20 protein-coding genes are annotated in these 18,991 nt (G+C 71.9%); 10 read left to right on the top strand and 10 right to left on the bottom strand.

The genetic code is table 11. From position 1 onward, the window contains the following. The first annotated feature begins 1 nt into the window (after nucleotide 1). The gene (locus tag AQI94_RS20035; protein ID WP_031039697.1) at nucleotides 2-604 is read left to right on the top strand and encodes a ClpP family protease; all 603 of its coding nucleotides are present in this window, start codon (nucleotides 2-4) and stop codon (nucleotides 602-604) included. 18 nt (nucleotides 605-622) lie between these two features. Here AQI94_RS20035 and AQI94_RS46410 read toward each other — a convergent pair whose 3' ends face one another. Next, nucleotides 623-1,060 carry a helix-turn-helix domain-containing protein gene (locus tag AQI94_RS46410; protein ID WP_031039695.1) on the bottom strand — a complete coding sequence of 146 codons (438 nt, stop codon included), beginning with the start codon at nucleotides 1,058-1,060 and terminating at the stop codon, nucleotides 623-625. Between the two features lie 87 nt (nucleotides 1,061-1,147). On the opposite strand from AQI94_RS46410, the gene AQI94_RS20025 reads away from it, so the two are divergent. Further along, nucleotides 1,148-1,927, top strand: a complete 780-nt coding sequence (locus AQI94_RS20025) for a class I SAM-dependent methyltransferase (RefSeq protein WP_031039691.1) — start codon at nucleotides 1,148-1,150, stop codon at nucleotides 1,925-1,927. Nucleotides 1,928-2,145: 218 nt separating this feature from the next. Next, on the top strand, nucleotides 2,146-3,042 hold the full coding sequence (locus AQI94_RS20020) for an RNA polymerase sigma factor SigF (protein ID WP_031039689.1): 897 nt from the start codon (nucleotides 2,146-2,148) through the stop codon (nucleotides 3,040-3,042). 116 nt (nucleotides 3,043-3,158) lie between these two features. On the opposite strand, the gene AQI94_RS20015 is transcribed toward AQI94_RS20020, so the two are convergent. Together AQI94_RS20015 and AQI94_RS20010 are read right to left on the bottom strand one after the other, a co-directional pair. After that, on the bottom strand, nucleotides 3,159-3,620 hold the full coding sequence (locus AQI94_RS20015) for an ATP-binding protein (protein ID WP_031039687.1): 462 nt from the start codon (nucleotides 3,618-3,620) through the stop codon (nucleotides 3,159-3,161). Between the two features lie 87 nt (nucleotides 3,621-3,707). Then, nucleotides 3,708-4,931, bottom strand: a complete 1,224-nt coding sequence (locus AQI94_RS20010; protein WP_062229853.1) for a DUF6777 domain-containing protein — start codon at nucleotides 4,929-4,931, stop codon at nucleotides 3,708-3,710. A gap of 171 nt (nucleotides 4,932-5,102) precedes the next feature. Between AQI94_RS20010 and AQI94_RS20005 the strand changes: the two genes are divergently transcribed. After that, nucleotides 5,103-6,371 (top strand): streptophobe family protein, encoded by a 1,269-nt coding sequence (locus tag AQI94_RS20005; protein WP_031053949.1) that lies wholly within the window; start codon nucleotides 5,103-5,105, stop codon nucleotides 6,369-6,371. Nucleotides 6,372-6,599: 228 nt separating this feature from the next. Here the strand turns inward: AQI94_RS20005 and AQI94_RS20000 are convergent, their stop codons facing one another. The 4 genes from AQI94_RS20000 to AQI94_RS19985 form a co-directional block, all read right to left on the bottom strand. Continuing rightward, nucleotides 6,600-7,577, bottom strand: coding sequence for a serine/threonine-protein kinase (locus tag AQI94_RS20000; protein ID WP_062229852.1), 978 nt, complete (start codon nucleotides 7,575-7,577; stop codon nucleotides 6,600-6,602). After that, nucleotides 7,567-8,112, bottom strand: a complete 546-nt coding sequence (locus AQI94_RS19995) for a hypothetical protein (RefSeq protein WP_062229851.1) — start codon at nucleotides 8,110-8,112, stop codon at nucleotides 7,567-7,569. The genes AQI94_RS20000 and AQI94_RS19995 overlap by 11 nt, the downstream gene beginning before the upstream one ends. 7 nt (nucleotides 8,113-8,119) lie before the next feature. After that, on the bottom strand, nucleotides 8,120-10,453 hold the full coding sequence (locus AQI94_RS19990; RefSeq protein WP_031049086.1) for an ABC transporter ATP-binding protein/permease: 2,334 nt from the start codon (nucleotides 10,451-10,453) through the stop codon (nucleotides 8,120-8,122). Nucleotides 10,454-10,531: 78 nt separating this feature from the next. Beyond that, complete coding sequence (locus tag AQI94_RS19985; protein WP_031049088.1) at nucleotides 10,532-10,942, bottom strand: hypothetical protein; 411 nt, start codon at nucleotides 10,940-10,942, stop codon at nucleotides 10,532-10,534. A 331-nt stretch (nucleotides 10,943-11,273) separates the two neighbouring features. Between AQI94_RS19985 and AQI94_RS19980 the strand changes: the two genes are divergently transcribed. Both AQI94_RS19980 and AQI94_RS19975 read left to right on the top strand, forming a co-directional pair. Next, nucleotides 11,274-11,657, top strand: a complete 384-nt coding sequence (locus tag AQI94_RS19980; protein WP_031049089.1) for a nuclear transport factor 2 family protein — start codon at nucleotides 11,274-11,276, stop codon at nucleotides 11,655-11,657. 72 nt (nucleotides 11,658-11,729) lie between these two features. Then, the gene (locus AQI94_RS19975; protein ID WP_031049091.1) at nucleotides 11,730-12,014 is read left to right on the top strand and encodes a DUF1905 domain-containing protein; all 285 of its coding nucleotides are present in this window, start codon (nucleotides 11,730-11,732) and stop codon (nucleotides 12,012-12,014) included. Between the two features lie 120 nt (nucleotides 12,015-12,134). Here the strand turns inward: AQI94_RS19975 and mgrA are convergent, their stop codons facing one another. Then, on the bottom strand, nucleotides 12,135-13,130 hold the full coding sequence (mgrA, locus tag AQI94_RS19970) for an L-glyceraldehyde 3-phosphate reductase (protein WP_031049093.1): 996 nt from the start codon (nucleotides 13,128-13,130) through the stop codon (nucleotides 12,135-12,137). Between the two features lie 124 nt (nucleotides 13,131-13,254). Here mgrA and AQI94_RS19965 point away from each other — a divergent pair, with 124 nt between their 5' ends. The 3 genes from AQI94_RS19965 to AQI94_RS19955 all read left to right on the top strand — a co-directional run bounded on the left by AQI94_RS19965 (nucleotide 13,255) and on the right by AQI94_RS19955 (nucleotide 16,377). Continuing rightward, entirely contained in the window at nucleotides 13,255-14,133 is an 879-nt protein-coding gene (locus tag AQI94_RS19965; RefSeq protein ID WP_031049096.1) for a LysR family transcriptional regulator, read from the top strand. 130 nt (nucleotides 14,134-14,263) lie between these two features. Next, on the top strand, nucleotides 14,264-15,787 hold the full coding sequence (locus AQI94_RS19960; protein WP_031049098.1) for a carotenoid oxygenase family protein: 1,524 nt from the start codon (nucleotides 14,264-14,266) through the stop codon (nucleotides 15,785-15,787). Between the two features lie 80 nt (nucleotides 15,788-15,867). Next, complete coding sequence (locus tag AQI94_RS19955) at nucleotides 15,868-16,377, top strand: mycothiol transferase (protein WP_031049104.1); 510 nt, start codon at nucleotides 15,868-15,870, stop codon at nucleotides 16,375-16,377. On the opposite strand, the gene AQI94_RS19950 is transcribed toward AQI94_RS19955, so the two are convergent. After that, complete coding sequence (locus tag AQI94_RS19950; protein ID WP_031049105.1) at nucleotides 16,365-17,429, bottom strand: adenosine deaminase; 1,065 nt, start codon at nucleotides 17,427-17,429, stop codon at nucleotides 16,365-16,367. The genes AQI94_RS19955 and AQI94_RS19950 overlap by 13 nt on opposite strands. 42 nt (nucleotides 17,430-17,471) lie before the next feature. Further along, on the bottom strand, nucleotides 17,472-17,864 hold the full coding sequence (locus tag AQI94_RS19945; RefSeq protein ID WP_031049107.1) for a VOC family protein: 393 nt from the start codon (nucleotides 17,862-17,864) through the stop codon (nucleotides 17,472-17,474). A gap of 178 nt (nucleotides 17,865-18,042) precedes the next feature. Between AQI94_RS19945 and AQI94_RS19940 the strand changes: the two genes are divergently transcribed. Further along, entirely contained in the window at nucleotides 18,043-18,753 is a 711-nt protein-coding gene (locus AQI94_RS19940) for a dienelactone hydrolase family protein (protein ID WP_031049109.1), read from the top strand. Nucleotides 18,754-18,991 lie beyond the last annotated feature (238 nt).

The raw sequence follows: 18,991 nt of genomic DNA, 5'->3' as shown, positions 1-18,991 counted from the left end.
CATGGCGAACTACACGATTCCGTACGTCGTCGAGCGGACCGCGCACGGCGAGCGGTCCTCCGACGTGTTCAGCCGGCTGCTCTCGGAGCGGATCATCTTCCTCGGCACCGAGATCGACGACGGGGTGGCCAACGTCGTGATCGCGCAGCTGCTGCATCTGGAGTCGGCGGCGCCGGAGAACGAGATCTCGATCTACATCAACTCCCCGGGCGGATCCTTCACCTCGCTGATGGCGATCTACGACACGATGACCTACGTGCAGGCGCCGATCTCCACGCTCTGTGTGGGTCAGGCGGCCTCCACGGCGGCCGTTCTGCTGGCCGGCGGGGATCCCGGCCGGCGGCTCGTGCTGGAGCACGCGCGCGTGCTGCTCGGCCAGCCCGCCTCCGGTGGCAGCCGCGGCGCCATCTCCGATCTCGCCCTCCAGGCCAAGGAGATGGTCCGCATCCGCTCCCAGGTCGAGGAGGTGCTGGCCCGGCACACCCGCCACGACATCGCGACGCTGCGCGCGGACATGGACCGCGACAAGGTGTTCACCGCCGAGGAGGCGGTGGCCTACGGGCTCGCCGACGAAGTGGTGAGCCGGCGCCTGGTGACGGTCTGAGACGCCGGCCCCGCCGCGTCAGGCCGCCAGGCACATCCCGTTGTACGGCGATCCCGGCACCGCCCGGCGGCTTTGCGCGGAGTGCCGGGTGAGCTCCCCCTGGGCCAGCGAGAGCAGATCACCGAGACCGAGGCCCAAGGCGTGGGCGGCGGCCGCGAGGACCTCCGAGGAGGCCTCCTTGCGGCCGCGCTCCACCTCCGAGAGGTAGGGCATCGAGATCCGGGCCGCGTCGGCCACGTCCTTGAGCGTGCGCTCCTGGGCGAGGCGCTCGCGGCGCAGGACGTCTCCGACGAGGTCGCGCCACAGGGGCTCCCGGGTCTGCCGGGTCTCCCGGGGGGCGGGATTCCCCGGCGGCGCGGTGGCGGGGCGGTCGGACAGCGGGCGGACGGACCCCGGGCGCGCGGACTGCGGGCGCAGCGGGATCACGCGGGCTTGGTTCGGCGCTTCGTTGCTCACCGGATCAGCCTAAATTCCGTGGCCGTCAGGGGAAGAGGTCGGCATTCTGCCCTGGGTGGAATCGACGAGGGGAAGGTGCGGGACCGGGTGCTGCGCGAGACGTTCAACGACGACGCGGAGTTGTACGACAAGGCTCGGCCGGGCTATCCGCCCGCTCTGGTCGGGGAGCTGGCCCGGGTGGCGGGGCTCGCCCCGGAGAGCCGGGTCCTGGAGGTGGGGCCGGGGACCGGGCAGCTCACCCGTTCTCTGGCCGGGTTCGGCTGCCACATCACCGCGGTGGAGCTGGGCGACGCGATGGCCGCGGTGGCCCGGCGGCGGCTGGCCCGTTTTCCCCGGGTCCAGGTACGCAACGCGGAGTTCGAGCGCTGGCCGCTGCCGCAGGAGCCTTTCGACCTGGTGGCCTGCGCCACCGCCTTCCACTGGATCGACCCGGCGGTCCGGGTGGAGAAGGCGGCGGACGCACTCCGCGTCGGGGGCCGCCTCGCTGTCGTGGTCACCCACCACGTGGCGGGCGGCACGACCGGCTTCTTCACCCGGGTCCAGAACTGCTACGAACGCCATGATCCGGCCACACCTCCCGGTGTGCGGCTCCGGCCGTCCTCCGAGATCGTCCCGGACACGGAGGAGTTCGAGAGCTGTCCGCGCCTGGGTGACGTCACGGTGACCCGTTTCGAACAGGACATCACCTACACGGCCGACCAGTACCTCGACGTCCTGCGCACCTACTCGGGCCACCGGGCTCTCGACAGCACCCGCCGCGCGGGCCTGCTGACCTGCGTCCGCGACCTGATCGAGAAGGGCCACGGCGGCAGGATCACCAAGCGCTACCTCCACGAACTGATCCTCGCTACCCGACTCGCTCCCTGAGGAACGGCGATTTCACGCCACCGCACAACTTCATGGGCATGGGTCGTCACTCCCCGGGTACGCGCAGAGCGAGGGTGCTGCGGGCAATTGGTCAGGCCGGTGGTCCGGGGACGCATATGTCGTCGCGTTCCGGGTACACGGCAGGCCACACCTGCAGGACCCGAGACAACCCAGGCCGAAGAGGCAGACGTCGAGCCGTGACTTTCGTGGGAGAGGTAATGCATACCGTCGTCACCGCCGTGAATCGTTCGGAGGCACAGGTCACCGAGCACGCCAGCGGGACCAGGACGGGTGGGACACCCCTGCCGGGAGTCGAAGAACCGCGGGCCGTCGCGCCGCGGGACGCACGGGAGCTGTCCCGCCAGTTCTTCCGGCGCCTCACCGAGCTCGAGGAGGGGACGCACGAGTACCAGTACGCGCGCAACACCCTCATTGAGATGAACATGTCGCTCGTACGGTTCGCGGCCGGACGGTTCCGGGGCCGCGGGGACGACATGGAGGACATCGTCCAGACCGGCATGATCGGCCTGATCAAGGCGATCGACCGGTTCGAGGTGTCCCGCGAGGTCGAGTTCACGTCGTTCGCGCTGCCTTACATCGTCGGTGAGATCAAGCGTTTCTTCCGCGACACCACCTGGGCCGTGCACGTCCCGCGGCGCCTTCAGGAGCTGCGCGTCGAGCTGGCCAAGGCGCGTGAGGAACTCGCCAGCCGGCTGGACCGCGACCCGACGGTGGCCGAACTCGCCACCCTGATGAACATCTCCGAGAACGAGGTCATCGAGGCGCAGATCGCCTCGAACGGCTACAACTCCTCGTCCCTGGACGCCGCCCTGACCGGAGACGGCCCCGAGGGCGGCGAAGCGGTGCTCGCCGACTTCATCGGCGTGGAGGAGGACGGGCTGCGGCTGGTCGAGGACTTCCAGTCCCTCGCCCCGCTGATGGCCGAGCTCAGCGACCGCGACCGGCAGATCATCCACATGCGGTTCGTGGAGGAGGCCACGCAGTCGGAGATCGGTGAACGGCTCGGCTGCTCGCAGATGCACGTGTCCCGGCTGATCAAGCGGATCATCACGCGACTGCGTGAGGGCATGCTGGGCGAGCTGGGCTGCGCCTGACACACAAGGACAGCGAAAAAAGCGGGTGTCGTCTCCGGACGGCACCCGCTGCTGCACGATCCGGCGCGTTCACCGGAGGCCGTGGTGGCGGCTCTTGACGGAGGCTCGGGGGGCGCTCACTCCTTCTTGGCGCCGAAGCCCAGCACGGCACGGACCCGCTTGCCCACCGGTACGCGTTCCGCCGCGACCTCCTGCGCCAGGACGTGCACGATCTCCAGGCCGTGCCGGCCGACGCGCTGGGGATCCCGCGGGAACCTGCGGGGCAGGGCCGCACTGCTGTCGTAGACCGTGACGGCGACCGCGACGTCGGTGCCCTCCAGTTCGAGGATGTACGGGCCGTTGCTGTGCCGGTCGGCGTTGGTGACGAGTTCGCTCACCACGAGGAGCACCTCCTCCTCGGCCCGGTCCCCGATGACGGCACACCACTCGGTTCGGAGCCTGCCGAGGAAATCCGCGGCGAACGACCGCGCCTCTGCGATGCTGCCCGGCTCGCCGGTGTAGTGCGCCGCCTGCCGCAGGGGCTCCACGGGCACGTCGAAACCAGTCGGTATCACTGCCCCGTCCAGGTGATCGATCATGCGTTTCTCTCTCGGATGCCGGACTGGCCGGACGCTGCTGCATCTGTGCTCGTACCCCGAGCCGCGCGACGCAGTCCAGGAGACGCGTCACACCGACCAGGACACCACAGCGCCGGACAGGGGCGCCGACTGATTCGACTCGGACGTACTGTCGGAGGCCAGCGGCGGCTGCGGTGCCGAGGAACCCGGAGTGACGGTCTCACCTGGGGATTCGCTGCTGGGCGGCTGCGGGGAGGGCGAGCTCGGGGTCGGCGAGGACGGGGTGACGAGCCCCGGCGGGCACGGGCTCGCCGATCCGGAGGGGGTGGCTCCGGGCGAGAGGGATACGCACGGCGACGGGGACGACGGTGTGCTCGGTGTCGTCGGCGGTGACACGCTCACCGGCGGGGAGGGCCTGACCGGCGGGTGGGTCTTGTGGTCCTTGCCCCCGGTGTCGCCGCGATGCCGGGCGATCCAGTCGTGGTGGTCGGGGTCGTAGATCACGAAGATGTTGATGACCGTCGTCGAGGGCGCGACCACCACCACGTTCGAGGGGCGGTACGACGCCCAGGTGTCGCCGGTGCGCTTCGGCGTGGTCTGCTGCGCGATCGGCGGGGTCAGCGGGTTGCCGCAGGCGCAGCGGGTGCGGGGCACTCCGCGGTCGTCGACGAGCACGGCGGTACCGGCCTGGAGGACGGCCTGGTAGCTGGTGGCGGCGCCGTCACGGTAGCCGTGGTTGGTGACGCGGGTGTCCATGCGCAGCTGGACGGGTGTGAGCGAGCGCAGGAAGGCCGGGACCCCGGACGGCGGGACTCCGGCGATCGAGGCGAACACCTTGTTCTTCGCCTGGTCCGCCTGGAGCGCCTTGACCTGCTTCTCGACGTCGCAGCTGGAGACGTTGCGGGTGCCTCCGTAGAGACCGGGGGCGGCGCCGTCGACGGCGCGTACGGCGTTCGCGGGCTCGGAGGAGCCGGTCGGGGAGGCGGCGACCGGCGGCACGGAGCTGTCCTTGGCAGTCGACCCGGTGAAGGGCTCGGGGCCGGTCTTGGCGGCGGCCTGGAGGAAGACCTCGCCGTTGCCGCCGGCCGAGCCGGAGCCGCCGCCGGAGCGGGTGAAGACGACCGCGAGGACCACCGCGGCGACCACCGCGGTGGCGATCAGCGCGACCCTGGGCGCCGACCTCCACCAGGGGCGGCGGGGTTCGGGAGCGGGGGCTCCGCCGCTGCTGCCCGGGGGCTGCGAGGGCGGGCCCGAGGGCGGCTGCGCGGGGCCCGACAGCGGGCCGGAGGGCGGCCCGGTGGGGCGGCCCGACGAGGGCGGTTCGACGCTCACGAGCTCTTCTTCCCGACGCGGGACTCCTGCGACGTGCGATCCGATTGCCCCGATTCAGCCGCATTCTTCCGCGACATACCCATTGTTTGCTCCGGTCCGGTGCCGCCCGCAAGCGGACGCGGACGGACCTCCCGGCAGGCGCGCCGTCCCGGGGCTGCTTAGCGTGGCAGGGTGATCCCGCAACCCCGCTCCGACCAGGCAGTCGTCGCTCACCATGGCTGGCCCCGGGCCGTGGCGACGGTCCTGGTCGCGCTGGTCTCCATGGGGGTGGTGGCCGCGCTGGGCCTGTGGGCGGCGGGCGCGGGCGACCTTCCGGACCACGCGTTCCCCCGGGTCGTCGCGGCGAGTGTCGTCACCGCCGTGGGCGGCACGGTCAAGCTGTCGGGAAGCGCGGGAGGACTCGCCGACAGCACGGCCGGGCTGACGGTGATCCCTCTCTCCGTCACGCTGGCCGGAGCGCTGGTGCTCGGCGCGGGCTTCCTGCGGCCGCTGCGGCACCGGGCCGTCGCCGGCGGCCGGGAACTGGCCGGCTGGGCCGCCCGGATCGCCGTCCTGTGGCTGCTCGCGCTCCTCGCCCTGGCCTACGCGGCCCGCCAGGACTTCAAGCTGTCCCTCGGCGACGACACGCTGGGCGACCTGGGCGATCTGTTCGGCGTCTCCCCCGAGGTCGGCTTCACCACGGATGTGCCGAGGACCGTCCTGTTCGGCCTGCTGTGGATGGCCGGCGTCCTGGTGCTGGCCCTGCTGGTCTCCCGCCGGGCTCCCCTGCCGGGGCGGCTGCTGCCCCTCCAGGAGTCCGTGCGACCCGCCGCGCACGCCATGGTCGTGTTCCTCCTCTCCTTCGTCGTCCTCGGCGCCCTCGTCGCCCTGGTCGTCGCCGTGACCCGCGGCCATGCGTCCGAGACCCTCGCGGTGATCCTGCTGGGCCTGCCGAACCTGGTCTGGCTCGCCCTGACCATCGGCCTCGGCGCCACCTGGAACGGCCGGGTGGAGGGCCCCTTCGGGCTGCCCATGCCGCATCTCCTCGACGAGGTCCTGCGCTCCAAGGACACCACCACGCTCAATCTGCACACCCTCGCCGAGCACGACGGCCGGGTCTGGTGGCTGGTGGTCGTCGACGCGGTCCTGCTGCTCGCGGTCGCCTTCCTGCTGGCGGCCCGCTCCCCCGCCCATGTCCGCGCCTGGCAGCACGCCGTACGCCTGGCGGTCGCGCTCGCCCTGACGGTGCTCACGATCTGCCTCATGGGCCGGATCTCCGCCCACTACGGCCTGTCGGTACTCGGCATCGGCGACCTCGGCGGCGGCCTGGGCGGGCAGCTGTTCCTCGACCCGCAACTGTGGCCGGCGGTGGGCCTCGGCGCGCTGTGGGGCCTGGTGGCCGGCTTCCTGGGCGCACTGTCGGCACGGCCGGTGCAACGCAGAGCGGACCGAACCGTCTGACGCCGGACGGCTCGGCGTGACACTCCGCGACGAGCTGGGCCGCTACCGGCCCCGGACCACCGGCTCCGCCCAGCGCGGCGGAGGCTTCGGCCGGGTCTCGGGCGGTTCCACGGTCCGCGGGGCGACCTGCGTCGGCCGACCTCCGCCCGCAGTCGTCGAGCGGAGGTCGGCGACGAAGTCGCGTCAAGAGTCACGGATCGGCGTGACACTCCGCGACGAGCTGGGCCGCTACCGGCCCCGGACCACCGGCTCCGCCCAGCGCGGCGGAGGCTTCGGCCGGGTCTCGGGCGGTTCCACGGTCCGCGGGGCGACCTGCGTCGGCGGGTGGCCGCCCGTCGTCGTGGAGCGGAGGTCGGCGACGAAGTCGAGGCAGGAGTCGTGGCGGTCGTCGGGGCTCTTGGCGAGGGCCCTGGCGAACACCGCGTCGAGCGGTGCGGGCAGGCCGGGGCGGGACTCGGAGAGCGCCGGCGGGGCGTCGTACTGGTGGGCCCACAGCAGGGCCATGTCGTCGTCGCGGCGGAAGGGCGGGTGACCCGTCAGGGACTCGTAGACCACGCAGGCGAAGCCGTACACATCGCAGCGGCCGTCGACCGGGCGGCCCGAGATCTGCTCGGGAGCCACGTAGTCGAGCGTGCCGACGAACTGGCCCACCGTCGTGAACCCGGTCAGCGACAGGGACTTCTTCGTGAGGCCGAAGTCGGTGAGGTAGGTGTGCTCGGGGTGGTCGCTGTCGGTGCCGCGGGCGACCAGGATGTTGCCGGGTTTCACGTCCCGGTGGACAAGCCCGTGCTCGTGGGCCGCGTCGAGCGCGGAGGCCACCTGGGCGGCGATCCGCAGCGCGGTCGGGAGCGGCAACGGCCCCTGGCGGTCCAGGAGATGACGCAGGTCGCTGCCGGCGACGTACCGCATGGCGATGTACAGCACGCCGTCCGTCTCGCCGGCCTCGAAGACCGGGACGATGTGCGGGTGGTCGATCGCGGCGGCCACCCGGGACTCGTGGCTGAAGCGGTTGCGGAAGGTGTCGTTTCGGGCGAGCTCGGGGGCCAGCAGCTTCAGCGCCACCGTGCGGTCCAGCCGCAGGTCCCGGGCCCGGTAGACGACGGCCATGCCGCCGCGCCCGATCTCCTGCTCGATGCGGTAGGCCGCGACCTGCCGGCCGACGAGTTCGGAGGGGTTGCCGGAGAAGAGGCTGCTCTCACGGGCCATCGGGGGTCACCACCTGGGTGGGGGCGTGCCCGGGGCTGTCGGCGCTCGCGCGGGGCGCCTCGTCGGTGGCGTAGGTGCTGAGCCGGGTGCCGTCCGCGTAGACCCAGCGTCCGTGCTGGGCGTCGTACAGCCACATGTGCTCCCCGTCGACGACCACCCCGGTCCGCAGTCCCCGCGTGCGGCCGTGGAAGGCCTCCCCGTCGAGGTCGCCGCGGGCCAGCTCCTCGACGGCGGCCCGGTAGCGGGCGAGGGTCTCGTCGGCGCGGGCCAGCAGGGGGCGCGGGTCGGCGGCGCGGGTGAGCGGGCTGTCGGGGGCGGGCGGGTCCTGGGGCACGGCGACCAGGTGGCGGCCGTCGACCCAGGCCGCCCAGCCGTTGGCGCACAGGACGTACGCCCAGTCGCCGCGCCGCTCGGTGAGCTGGACGGGCAGCAGGGGGTCGAGGGGCACGGTGGGGCGGGCGGGGTCGGGGGCGTCCCAGGCGGGCATGCCGTACCCGGGGACGACATGGGTGGGCCGGAAGCCGGGGGTCGTCATCGGCGGCCTACTTCCGCATGACGGCGGGTTCGTGGCGGCGCAGCAGCCGGGAGACGAGGTATCCGAAGAACACCGAGAGGACGACGAGCATGGCGATGTTCAGCAGCCACACGCCCGTCGAGTGCTTGAACAGCGGATCGCCGGTGAGGTCGCCGGGCACGATCCGGGCCAGGCCGATGGTGCCGGCCATCGCGCCGAGCGCCCACCGGGAGGGCACCAGCCAGGACAGCTGTTCCAGGCCGGGCACGCCGTCGAGCTTCAGCAGGGCGCCGCAGAAGACGACCTGGACGATCGCGAGCAGCACCAGCAGCGGCATCGTCACCTCCTCCTTGCGCACCAGCGCGGACACCAGCAGGCCCAGCATCATCGCGGTGAACGCCAGCAGGGCGACCGCGAGGGTGATCTCCACAAGGGGCGGCATCAGCACGCCTTCGCCGCCGGGCGCGTTGAGGTCGACGCCGAGCAGGGCGACCAGGGTCAGCACGACCGCCTGGACGACGGTGATCGTGCCCAGGACGACCACCTTGGACATCAGGTACGCCGATCTGGACAGGCCCACGGCCCGCTCCCGCTGGTAGATGACCCGTTCCTTCACCAGTTCGCGCACGGCGTTCGCGGCGCCGGTGAGGACGCCTCCGACACACAGGATGAGCAGGGCGTTCATCGCGGTGTCCCGGGTGAGTTGACTGCCCGCGAGGGCCCGGGCCATGGCGCCCATGACGAAGGGGAGGGCGATCATGATGGCGAGGAAGGTGCGGTCGGCGCCGAGGGCGGCGGTGTAGCGGCGGATCAGGGTGCCGAGCTGGGCTCCGCGGCTGCGGGGCCTGGGCGGCGGCGCAATGATGACCGGTTCGGAGCGGGGTGTGCGGGGCTGAGCGGTGGCCTCGGTGACGTACTGGTGCTGGAAGGCCGAGGAGTGGAAGTCGCCCGCCCAGTCACGGTCCTGGTCGCGTTCGAAGGCCTCGAACGCCTCGGGCCACTGGGTGAAGCCGAAGTAGGCGAGGGCGTCCTCGGGCGGGCCGTAGTAGGCGATCCTGCCGCCGGGGGCGAGGACGAGAAGGCGGTCGCAGACGTCGAGGCTCAGGACGCTGTGGGTGACGACGATGACCGTGCGGCCGTCGTCGGCGAGGCCGCGCAGCATGTGCATCACGGAGCGGTCCATGCCGGGGTCCAGGCCGGAGGTCGGTTCGTCCAGGAAGAGCAGGGACGGTTTGGTGAGCAGTTCGAGGGCCACGCTGACCCGCTTGCGCTGGCCGCCCGAGAGGCTGTGCACGGGCTGCCGGGCGCGCTGTTCCAGGCCGAGTTCGCGGATGACCTCGTCCACCCGTTCACGGCGTTCGGCCTTCGCGGTGTCCTGCGGGAAGCGCAGCTCGGCGGCGTAGGACAGGGCGCTGCGGACGGTCAGCTGGGCGTGCAGGATGTCGTCCTGCGGGACCAGGCCGATGCGCTGGCGCAGTTCGGCGTAGTCGCGGTAGAGGTCGCGGCCGTCGTAGAGGACCGTGCCGTGGTCGGCGGGACGCTGGCCGGTGAGGGCGTTCAGGAGCGTGGACTTGCCGGCGCCGCTCGGGCCGACGACCGCGAGCAGGCACTTCTCCCCCACCGGGAAGGACACGTGGTCGAGCAGGGTCTTGCGGCCGCGGTCGACGGCGACCGTGAGGTCCTGGACGTCGAGGGAGACCTCGCCGGTGTCGACGTACTCCTGGAGCGTGTCGCCGACCAGGCAGAACGCCGAGTGGCCGATGCCGACGATGTCGCCGGGGCCGAGGGGGGCGCTCGTGACGGGCCGGCCGTTGAGGTAGGTGCCGTTGTGGCTGCCCAGGTCGGCGATCTCGTAGCTGCCGTCGGGCTGGGCGCGCAGTTCGGCGTGGTGGCGGGAGACGACCAGGTCGTCGATGACGAGGTCGTTGTCGTCGGCGCGCCCGATCCGGACCGTGCGGGTGGGCAGCGGGCGTACGGCGGTGGGCCGGCGGAAGGTGCCGGTGAGGCCCGGCATCGAGACGGCCGAGGGGCGCTCGGGGGCGGGGATGCCCAGCAGGACCGCGCAGGGGCCGTCGGAGGCGCTGCCGAAGCGGATGACGCTGCCGGGGCCGACGTCCCACTCGTGGACGCGGCGGCCGTCGGCATAGGTGCCGTTGGTGCTGTTCTCGTCCTGGAGGGTCCAGTGGTCGGCCTCGGGCCGCAGCACCGCGTGGTGCCAGGAGACCCGGGCATCGTCGATGACGATGTCGCTCAACGGGTCGCGCCCGACGTGGTAGTCGTGGCCCGGGCTCATCACCGTGGAGCCGGTGTCGGTCTCCAGGACGAGTTCGGGTGCCGTCGGTGCGATCGACCGGTCCGCCATGCCAGAATTCTACCGATTCACCCCTTTGGTCGCCTGGTGACGCGGACCGGGGGCACAGGGCGAGGAGCGGGGGGCGGCTCAGGCCACGGGGGTGAAGAGCGCCGAGGCCATCCGGTGCATGCGTACGGCGTCCACGGACTCGGCGAGCAGTTCGTACTCCGTGGTGTCGTCGCTCGCGGCGATCCGCACCAGCCGGCCGGCCGCCAACTCGTCGGCGACCAGATCCTGTTGGTACAGGTCGGCACACCAGGCCCGCATCACGGCGGGCACGTCGAGCACGGTCGCGGCGACGGGGGCGAGGGCGCCCGCCGGGAAGTACTCGGCCTCGGGCTGGGGGTCTAATCGGTCGGCGATCCACGAGGCCCGGTCGCGCAGCCACCACAGGGCGAGGGCGAGGGTGGGCGCACGGTAGGTCCCGAGGGGTACACCGATACGCCGTCCGTCACAGATGCCGTACCCCGTGACGTGGCACAGGAATTCGTCGTGCACGATCCACTCCCCCGCTTGCTGGTTCGCCTGCCGGCAGGGCCTCGCTTTCCGTGCGCCTCATGTGCGGTACTCGGTTCTCGCTGCGGTACGTGACGAACACTTCGCTCGATGTGAAGGTCCTGTCAGTCGAGTATGTTCACTACTGAAACACTGTCACCACGTCTTTTTGGCCAGTCTCCTGGCATATTCCCCCCTCCTCCTGGCCGAAATCTGACGGGTACCCGTTCAAACGCCATGACCCGGGAAGTAATCGACGGCTCCCGGCATCGCGGGCAGGGTTGCCTCAGCAGGTCCCACCAGCACAGACGACCTCGATGGAGGCTGATTTCCCATGCCCGCGAACACCGACCGCTACGAGAGTGCCGTCGCCCGCTACTTCGAAGCCTGGAACGCCCGCGAGCCGGAGGCACGCGCCAAGGCCGTGGCCGCCGCCTGGGCGGTCGGCGGCGGGTACACGGACCCGCTCGCCGACGTCACGGGCCATGACGGGATCGCCGCGGTGATCGCGGCGGCCCACGAGCAGTTCCCGGGGTTCGCCTTCCGGATCACCGGCCCCGTCGACGGCCATCACGACACCGCGCGGTTCTCCTGGGAGCTGGTGAGCGAGGCCGACGGGTCGGCGCCGGTCGCGGGATCCGACGTCGTCACCCTGGCCGGGGACGGCCGGATCAGGACCGTGCACGGCTTCCTGGACCGGGTGCCCACCGGTGCGTGAGGGACGGCCGCGATGAGTTCTCCCCTCGCCGGTGGTCTCCTGAAGAGGAAGCCGTCGGCGAGGGAGAGCACCATGGCCACGACCGGAAGGGCGGACGCGGAGTTCACCGCGGTCCTCAGCAGGAACCCGGGGAAGGGCGGCTGGACCTGTGTCCACTGGCCCGCCTCGGTGGAGTTCTTCGGCACCCGGGGTCTCGTCAAGGTCCGCGGGACGATCGACGGGCACCCTTTCCGGAGCTCCTTCATGGCCCTCGGGGACGGCACCCACATGCTGCCGGTCAAGGCCGACGTGCGGAAGGCCATCGGCAAGGACGTGGGTGACACGGTGACCGTGCGCATCGAGGAGCGGACCGGCTGAGCGGGCTCCCGGAAGTGGCCACGACCAGCCGGGGTCGCCGGACGCGAAGGGCCCGGGCGCCGGCCGAGGAGGCCGGCGCCCGGGCCGTACGACTGCTCGCGGCCATGAGGGCCGCGTCGGTCACGCCTTGAGGATCGCGTCGATCCTGGCCAGTTCCTCCGGCGCGAAGTCCAGGTTGGCGATCGTGCCCACGCTGTCCTCGATCTGCTTCGGGCTGCTGGCGCCGACGAGGGCCGAGGTGACGCGGCCGCCGCGCAGGACCCAGGCCAGGGCCATCTGGGCGAGGGTCTGGCCGCGGCCCTCGGCGACCTCGTTGAGCTCGCGGAGCTGCTGGACCAGGTCCTCGGTGACCGCGTCGGAGTTCAGGAAGGGGCTGTCGCTCGCGGCCCGGGAGTCCTCCGGGATGCCGTCGAGGTAGCGGCCGGTGAGCAGGCCCTGCTCCAGCGGGGAGAAGACGATCGAGCCGACCTGGAGCTCGTCCAGCGCGTCCAGCAGGCCGCCGTCCTCGGGGCGCCGGTCCAGCATCGAGTAGCGCGGCTGGTGGATGAGGAGCGGGGTGCCGAGTTCGCCGAGGATGCGGGCGGCCTCGCGGGTCTGCTCGGCGGAGTAGTTGGAGATGCCGACGTAGAGCGCCTTGCCCTGCTGGACCGCGGTGTGCAGGGCCCCCATGGTCTCTTCGAGAGGGGTGTCCGGGTCGGGGCGGTGCGAGTAGAAGATGTCGACGTAGTCCAGGCCCATCCGGGTCAGGCTCTGGTCCAGCGAGGACAGCAGGTACTTGCGGGAGCCCCACTCGCCGTACGGACCGGGCCACATCAGATAGCCGGCCTTGGTGGAGATGATCAGCTCGTCGCGGTGGGCCGCGAGGTCCGCCTTGAGGGCCTCGCCGAACGCCGACTCGGCGGCGCCGGGCGGCGGGCCGTAGTTGTTGGCGAGGTCGAAGTGGGTGACACCGAGGTCGAAGGCGCGGCGCAGGATGGCCCGCTGGGTCTCGACCGTGCGGTCCGCCGGGCCGAAGTTGTGCCACAGACCGAGCGAGATCGCGGGAAGCTTCAGGCCGCTGCGTCCGGTGCGCCGGTAGGGCATCTCCGCGTAGCGGTCGGGGTGTGCGGTGTACAACGCGACTCCAGAGGGGTTGGCACGGTGGAACCAAAGTCGTGAATCCCCCACCACTCTTTCGCGACCTGGGGGCATTGGTCCAACAGAAGAATCCGATGGAATTCAGCGGTTAGGCTTCTCAATCATGGAACTGCGCCATCTTCAGCACTTCGTGGCGGTCGCCGAGGACCAGCACTTCACCCGGGCCGCCGAACGGCTCCTGGTGTCGCAGTCCGGGCTGTCCGCGTCCATCCGGGCGCTGGAGCGGGAGCTGCAGACCCCGCTGTTCGTGCGCACCACCCGCCGGGTGACGCTCACCCCCGCGGGGCGCGCCCTGCTCGGCGAGGCCGAGCGGATCCTCGCACAGGTGCGTTCCGCCCACGAGGCGGTGGCCGCGGTGCAGGGGGTGCTGCGCGGGATGCTCGCGCTGGGCTCCGAGCAGTGCATCGCCGGGGTGCATGTGGCGGGGCTGCTGGCCGCGTTCCGGCGGCAGCATCCGGACGTGGAGATCTGTCTGCGGCAGGCGGGCTCGGGCGCGCTCGCCGAGGAGGTCGCCGCGGGGCGTCTGGACCTGGCGTTCGCCGTGCGGGGGACGCGGGAGGAGAGCGACCAGCTGCGGGCCGTACCGCTGACCAGCGAGCCGATGACCGTGCTGTGCCATCCCAGCCACCCGCTCGCGGCGGCCGGCGCGGCCGTGACCCCGGAGGACCTGGGCGGCGAGGTCTTCGTCGACTTCCACCCGGACTGGGGGCCGCGCCGCACCACCGACGCCGTCTTCGCCGGGGCGGGCGTGCGCCGGACGGTCGCCCTTGAGGTCAACGACGTGCACAGCCTTCTCGACCTGGTGGACGAGAACCTCGGGGTGGCGGTCGTCCCGCAGCACTTCCGGCACAAGCGTCCCTCGCTGACGGCCCTGCCCGTCAAGGGCACCGGCGAGACCGTGTACGAGACGGTCGCCCTGCTGCCGCCCCCGCAGGCCACCAGTCCGGCGGCGCGGGCGTTGATGGCGCTGCTGGACGGCTGAGCCACCGCGCCGGAAGAACAGGGGGCCTGGCACCACCCCCAGGACGGGGCCCACCCCTCCTGACCCGAGCCGCCGCACACCCCAGACTCATGACCGTCCCCGAAGACAACTGCGGTCAGGAGCAGGGAAGATGACAGACTCCACACGCACGACGAGCCCCACCCGACGGAACGTACTGCGTGGCGCGGCGGCGGTCGCGGCCGCGGGCGGACTGTCCGGCACGGGAGTGGGCGCGGGACCCGCCGCCGCGGCGCAGCGCCCGGCCCGGACGCGCCACTTCCCGTTCCTGGAGGGCGCCTTCAAGCCGGTCACCGAGGAACTCACGGCCTTCGACCTGCCGGTCACCGGGCGCATCCCGCGCGAGCTGAGCGGCCGCTACCTGCGCACCGGCCCCAACGTGCTGGGCCTGGAGGATCCTCGCGCCCACCACTGGATGCTCGGCGACGGCATGGTGCACGGCGTCCGGCTGCGCGAGGGACGCGCCGAGTGGTACCGCAACCGCTGGGTGCGCTCCTCCCAGGTGGCGAGGAAACTCGGCGAGCCCTACCCGGGACCGGTGCCGCCGGACGACTTCCCGTGCAACACCCATGTGATCCCGCACCGGGGGCGCATCCTTGCGCTCCAGGAGAGCGGCCCCCTGCCGTACGAGCTCGACGACGAGCTGAACACCGTGGGCACCTACGACTTCCGGGGCACCCTGGAGGGCGCGTTCACCGCGCACACCAAGTTCGACGTCCACGCCGGTGAGCTGCACGCGATCGCCTACTACCCGACCTGGGACCATGTGCGGCACCTGGTCGTGGACCCGGCGGGCCGTGTCTCGCGCAGCACGCGGATCCCGGTGGCCGACGCCCCGATGATCCACGACTTCGCCCTCACCGAGCACTACGTGATCATCCTCGACATGCCGGTCACCTTCGACCCGGCGGGCGCCGAGCGCGGCGACATCGTGCCCTACGTCTGGAACGACCGGCATCCGGCACGGGTCGGCGTACTGCCGCGCGCGGGAGGCACGGTCCGCTGGTTCGAGGTCGACCCGGTGTACTACTCGCACACCCTCAACGCGTACGAGGAGGGCTCGAACCTGGTCGTCGACATGACCAACTTCGACGCGCCCTTCCTTGTCGCGGGCAACGGCTCGGGCGGGCCGTACTCGCCGGGCACCCCCCGCCTTGACCGCTGGACGGTCGACCTGCGTCAGGGGCGGGTGCGGACCCGGACCCTCGACGACCGCCCCCAGGAATTCCCGCGTGTCAACGAGGCGTTGGTGTCGCGTCGGCACCGTTACGGCTACTCGGCGGCAGCCGCGGAGATGGCGGTGGCCTATCAGGCGGTCGACGGCAATCCGCCGCCCGACCGGGCGTTCAGCAACGCGCTCATCAAGCACGACCTGCTGCGCGGCACCTCGCAGGTGCACCGGCTGCCCCGGGGGGCGGCGGCGAGCGAGGCCGTGTTCGTGCCGTCGGACCCGTGCGACGGCCGGGCCGCCGAGGACGACGGGTACGCGATCGCGTATGTCCACAACCCCGAGCGCGGGGCCTCGGACCTGGTGATCCTCGCGGCCCAGGACTTCACGGGCGAGCCGGTGGCCCGGATCCATCTGCCGGGCCGGGTGCCGCTCGGCTTCCACGGGAGCTGGATTCCCGACGCGTGACACGGGAGCCGGATTCCGGCGCATGACACCAGAGCTGGATTCCGACGCGGGACGCGGTGCGATGCGCGATGGTGGATGGCATGCATGCAAAGGACATCCTCATCGACGGCTTCAGCCGCATCCAGGAAGAAGTCCACGCCGCCGTCGAGGGCCTGGGTCCCGACGACCTCAACCACCGACCCGGCCCCGACGCCAACTCCCTCGCCTGGCTGATCTGGCATCTCACACGCGTCCAGGACGACCATGTCGCCGGTGCGTTCGGCCTCGACCAGGTGTGGCTGACGCAGGACTGGGAGAAGCGGTTCGGCCTCGACCTGAAACCGCGCGACCTCGGCTACGGCCACACCTCCGCGCAGGTCGCCAAGGTGCGGGTCGACTCGGCGGACCTGCTCACCGGCTACTACGACGCCGTGCACGCCCAGAGTCTCGAAGCCCTGCGCGGGCTGACGGCCGGGGACCTGGAGCGCGTGGTGGACGAGAACTGGGATCCGCCGGTCACCCTGGGGGTACGGCTGGTCAGCGTCCTGTCCGACGATCTCCAGCACGTCGGACAGGCCGCCTATCTGCGGGGGCTGCTTCAGAGCGCGTAGCCCGGCAGGACGACGTCGTCGATGAGGGCCTTGCCCTCGTCGAACGGGATGAAGGCGCTCTTGAGCGCGTTCACCGTGACCGTGCGCAGGTCCTCGACCGTCCAGCCGCCCTCCTCGACCAGCAGGGACATCTCCCGGGTCATCGTCGTCCCCGACACCAGCCGGTTGTCGGTGTTGAGGGTGACCCGGAAGCCCAGGTCCTTCAGAGCCGTGATGGGGTGCTCGGCGATCGAGCCGGCCGCGCCGGTCTGGAGGTTGGAGGTCGGGCACATCTCCAGGGCGATACGGCGGTCCCGGACCCAGCCCGCGAGCCGGCCGAGCTTGCCCTCGACGATGTCCTCGGTGATCCGCACACCGTGGCCCAGCCGCTGGGCCCCGCACACCTGCACTGCCTGGTGGATGCTCGGCAGCCCGTGGGCCTCACCGGCGTGGATGGTGAAGGGCACGCTCTCGCGGCGCAGGTGCTCGAAGGCGGCCAGGTGGTCGGCGGCCGGGAAGCCGTCCTCGGCGCCCGCGATGTCGAAGCCGACGACACCGGCGTCGCGGAAGGCCACGGCCAGGTCGGCGGCCTCGCGCACCCGGTCGAACATCCGCATCCCGCACAGCAGGGTGCCGACCCGCACCGGGGTGCCCGCGGCGGCGGCCTTCGCCATACCGGCGGCCAGGCCCTCCTGGACGGTCTCGACGACCTCGGCCATGGCCAGCCCGCCGTTGGTGTTCAGCTCGGGGGCGTAGCGCACCTCGCCGTACACGACCCCGTCCGCGGCCAGGTCCAGGACGTACTCCTCGGCCGTGCGCAGCAGGCCCTCGCGGGTCTGCATGACGGCGAGGGTGTGCTCGAAGGTGGCTATGTAGCGCACCAGGTCGCCGGAGTTGGCGGCGTCGAAGTACCAGGCGGCGAGCTCGTCCGGGTCGGTGGTGGGCAGGGTGTGGCCGACCTCGGCCGCGAGCTCCACCACGGTGGCGGGGCGCAGGCCGCCGTCGAGGTGGTCGTGCAGGACGGCCTTGGGGAGGCGGCGGATCAGGTCGGCGTCTACGCGCGTAGCGGTCATGGCGAGGTCTTTCTTCGAACGTCGAGCAGGGTGGCGGGAGGGTCAGTCGGCGGGCTGGAGCAAATCCCAGCGGTTTCCGTAGAGGTCCTGGAAGACGGCGACCGAGCCGTAGGGCTCGTGGCGGGGCTCCTCCAGGAAGGTCACGCCCGCGGCGAGCATGCGGGCGTGGTCGCGGGCGAAGTCGTCGGTGTGCAGGAAGAAGCCGACGCGGCCGCCGGTCTGGTTCCCCACCCGGCCCTGCTGGGCCTCGTCCTTGGCGCGGGCGAGCAGCAGGTCGGTGCCGGCCTCGCGCTCGTCCGGCCGCACGACGACCCAGCGGGAGCCGTCGGGGCGGGGGGCGTCCTCGACGAGCCGGAAGCCGAGGGCTTCGGTGTAGAAGCGGATCGCCTCGTCGTAGTCGTCGACGACGAGGGTGACCAGGGCGACGCGTCTCATCGGAACCTCTCGGGACGGGTGGTTGACGGGAGAGGTTATACGTAAAACGTCGAGGGCGCCAGTCCGGTCCCCGGGGCCTGTGTCGGCGGGCCGTACGGCGCGTGGCAGGCTGGTGATCACCGCCGGGGTCATGGCTCCGGCGCCCCCCGTCCACCGGACCGCACAGGAGTCGAGCACCATGGCCGAACTGCCGAAGTCGACCGGAGCACCCGCCCACCAGAACGTCACCTTCCCGAGCGGCGGCACCACCGCGCACGGCTATCTGGCGCTGCCGCCGTCCGGGAGCGGGCCGGGGGTCATCGTGATCCAGGAGTGGTGGGGGCTGACCGACCACATCGCCGACGTCGCCGACCGGCTGGCGGCGGAGGGCTTCGTCGCGCTCGCTCCCGACCTGTACGGCGGCAATGTCGCCCACGAGAGCGCCGAGGCCCTGCGGATGATGCAGGCGCTGCCGGTCTCGCGGGGCGTGGAGCTGCTGGCCGGCGCGGTCGACCACCTGCTGTCGCTGGACGAGGTCACCTCGGACACCGTGGGCGCGGTCGGCTTCTGCATGGGCGGCGGATTCGTCCTGTACCTGGCGGCGGCGGACCCGCGGGTGAGTGCCGCGGTGCCGTTCTACGGCGTGATCCAGGGCGAGCTGCCCGACTTCTCGAACCTGAAGGCGGAGATCCTCGGCCACTACGGCGAGCTCGACGAGACCATCCCGGCGGAAAGCCTGCAGGCCCTGCGCGAGACCGTGCGCGAGCAGTCCGGCATCACCCCGGACCTGCACCTGTACCCGGCGAACCACGCCTTCTTCAACGACGGCCGCCCCGAGGTCCACGACGCCGAGTCGGCCACCCGCGCCTGGGAGCGGACGGTGCCCTTCCTGCACGCGCGGCTGGGGTGAGGCGCGGGGGAATCTGTCGGCACGGGTGAGCCGGATCCGGCGCGGTCGACCGCGAGGTGGCGGGGGCCGCGCCGTGGGTCGCGGTGCGCGGACGGCGGGGGACGGCGGGGTCTGGTCGGGAAGGGCGACGACGACCCGGCCGAGGACCGTGTCGAGGGGGCGGGTCAGTCCCACGGGGTCGTCGGCATGATCCGCCGTGCGGCCCGCTTTCCGGACGTCGGCCCGGGGGACGTGCGGG

Origin of the sequence: Streptomyces pseudovenezuelae, assembly GCF_001513955.1 — a bacterium.
GTDB classification, from domain to species: domain Bacteria; phylum Actinomycetota; class Actinomycetes; order Streptomycetales; family Streptomycetaceae; genus Streptomyces; species Streptomyces pseudovenezuelae.
This window is presented reverse-complemented; position numbering and strand designations above follow the sequence as displayed.

What these genes read in the sequence shown, in the direction of transcription:
- AQI94_RS19960 (WP_031049098.1), top strand. Translation starts at nt 14,264, where the DNA reads ATGACAGACTCCACACGCACGACGAGCCCCACCCGACGGAACGTACTG.
- AQI94_RS19955 (WP_031049104.1), top strand. Translation starts at nt 15,868, where the DNA reads ATGCATGCAAAGGACATCCTCATCGACGGCTTCAGCCGCATCCAGGAA.
- AQI94_RS19975 (WP_031049091.1), top strand. Translation starts at nt 11,730, where the DNA reads ATGGCCACGACCGGAAGGGCGGACGCGGAGTTCACCGCGGTCCTCAGC.
- AQI94_RS20035 (WP_031039697.1), top strand. Translation starts at nt 2, where the DNA reads ATGGCGAACTACACGATTCCGTACGTCGTCGAGCGGACCGCGCACGGC.
- AQI94_RS20015 (WP_031039687.1), bottom strand. Translation starts at nt 3,620, where the DNA reads ATGATCGATCACCTGGACGGGGCAGTGATACCGACTGGTTTCGACGTG.
- AQI94_RS20000 (WP_062229852.1), bottom strand. Translation starts at nt 7,577, where the DNA reads ATGGCCCGTGAGAGCAGCCTCTTCTCCGGCAACCCCTCCGAACTCGTC.
- AQI94_RS19950 (WP_031049105.1), bottom strand. Translation starts at nt 17,429, where the DNA reads ATGACCGCTACGCGCGTAGACGCCGACCTGATCCGCCGCCTCCCCAAG.
- AQI94_RS19995 (WP_062229851.1), bottom strand. Translation starts at nt 8,112, where the DNA reads ATGACGACCCCCGGCTTCCGGCCCACCCATGTCGTCCCCGGGTACGGC.
- AQI94_RS19965 (WP_031049096.1), top strand. Translation starts at nt 13,255, where the DNA reads ATGGAACTGCGCCATCTTCAGCACTTCGTGGCGGTCGCCGAGGACCAG.
- AQI94_RS19940 (WP_031049109.1), top strand. Translation starts at nt 18,043, where the DNA reads ATGGCCGAACTGCCGAAGTCGACCGGAGCACCCGCCCACCAGAACGTC.
- AQI94_RS19980 (WP_031049089.1), top strand. Translation starts at nt 11,274, where the DNA reads ATGCCCGCGAACACCGACCGCTACGAGAGTGCCGTCGCCCGCTACTTC.
- AQI94_RS19990 (WP_031049086.1), bottom strand. Translation starts at nt 10,453, where the DNA reads ATGGCGGACCGGTCGATCGCACCGACGGCACCCGAACTCGTCCTGGAG.
- AQI94_RS20020 (WP_031039689.1), top strand. Translation starts at nt 2,146, where the DNA reads ATGCATACCGTCGTCACCGCCGTGAATCGTTCGGAGGCACAGGTCACC.
- AQI94_RS19945 (WP_031049107.1), bottom strand. Translation starts at nt 17,864, where the DNA reads ATGAGACGCGTCGCCCTGGTCACCCTCGTCGTCGACGACTACGACGAG.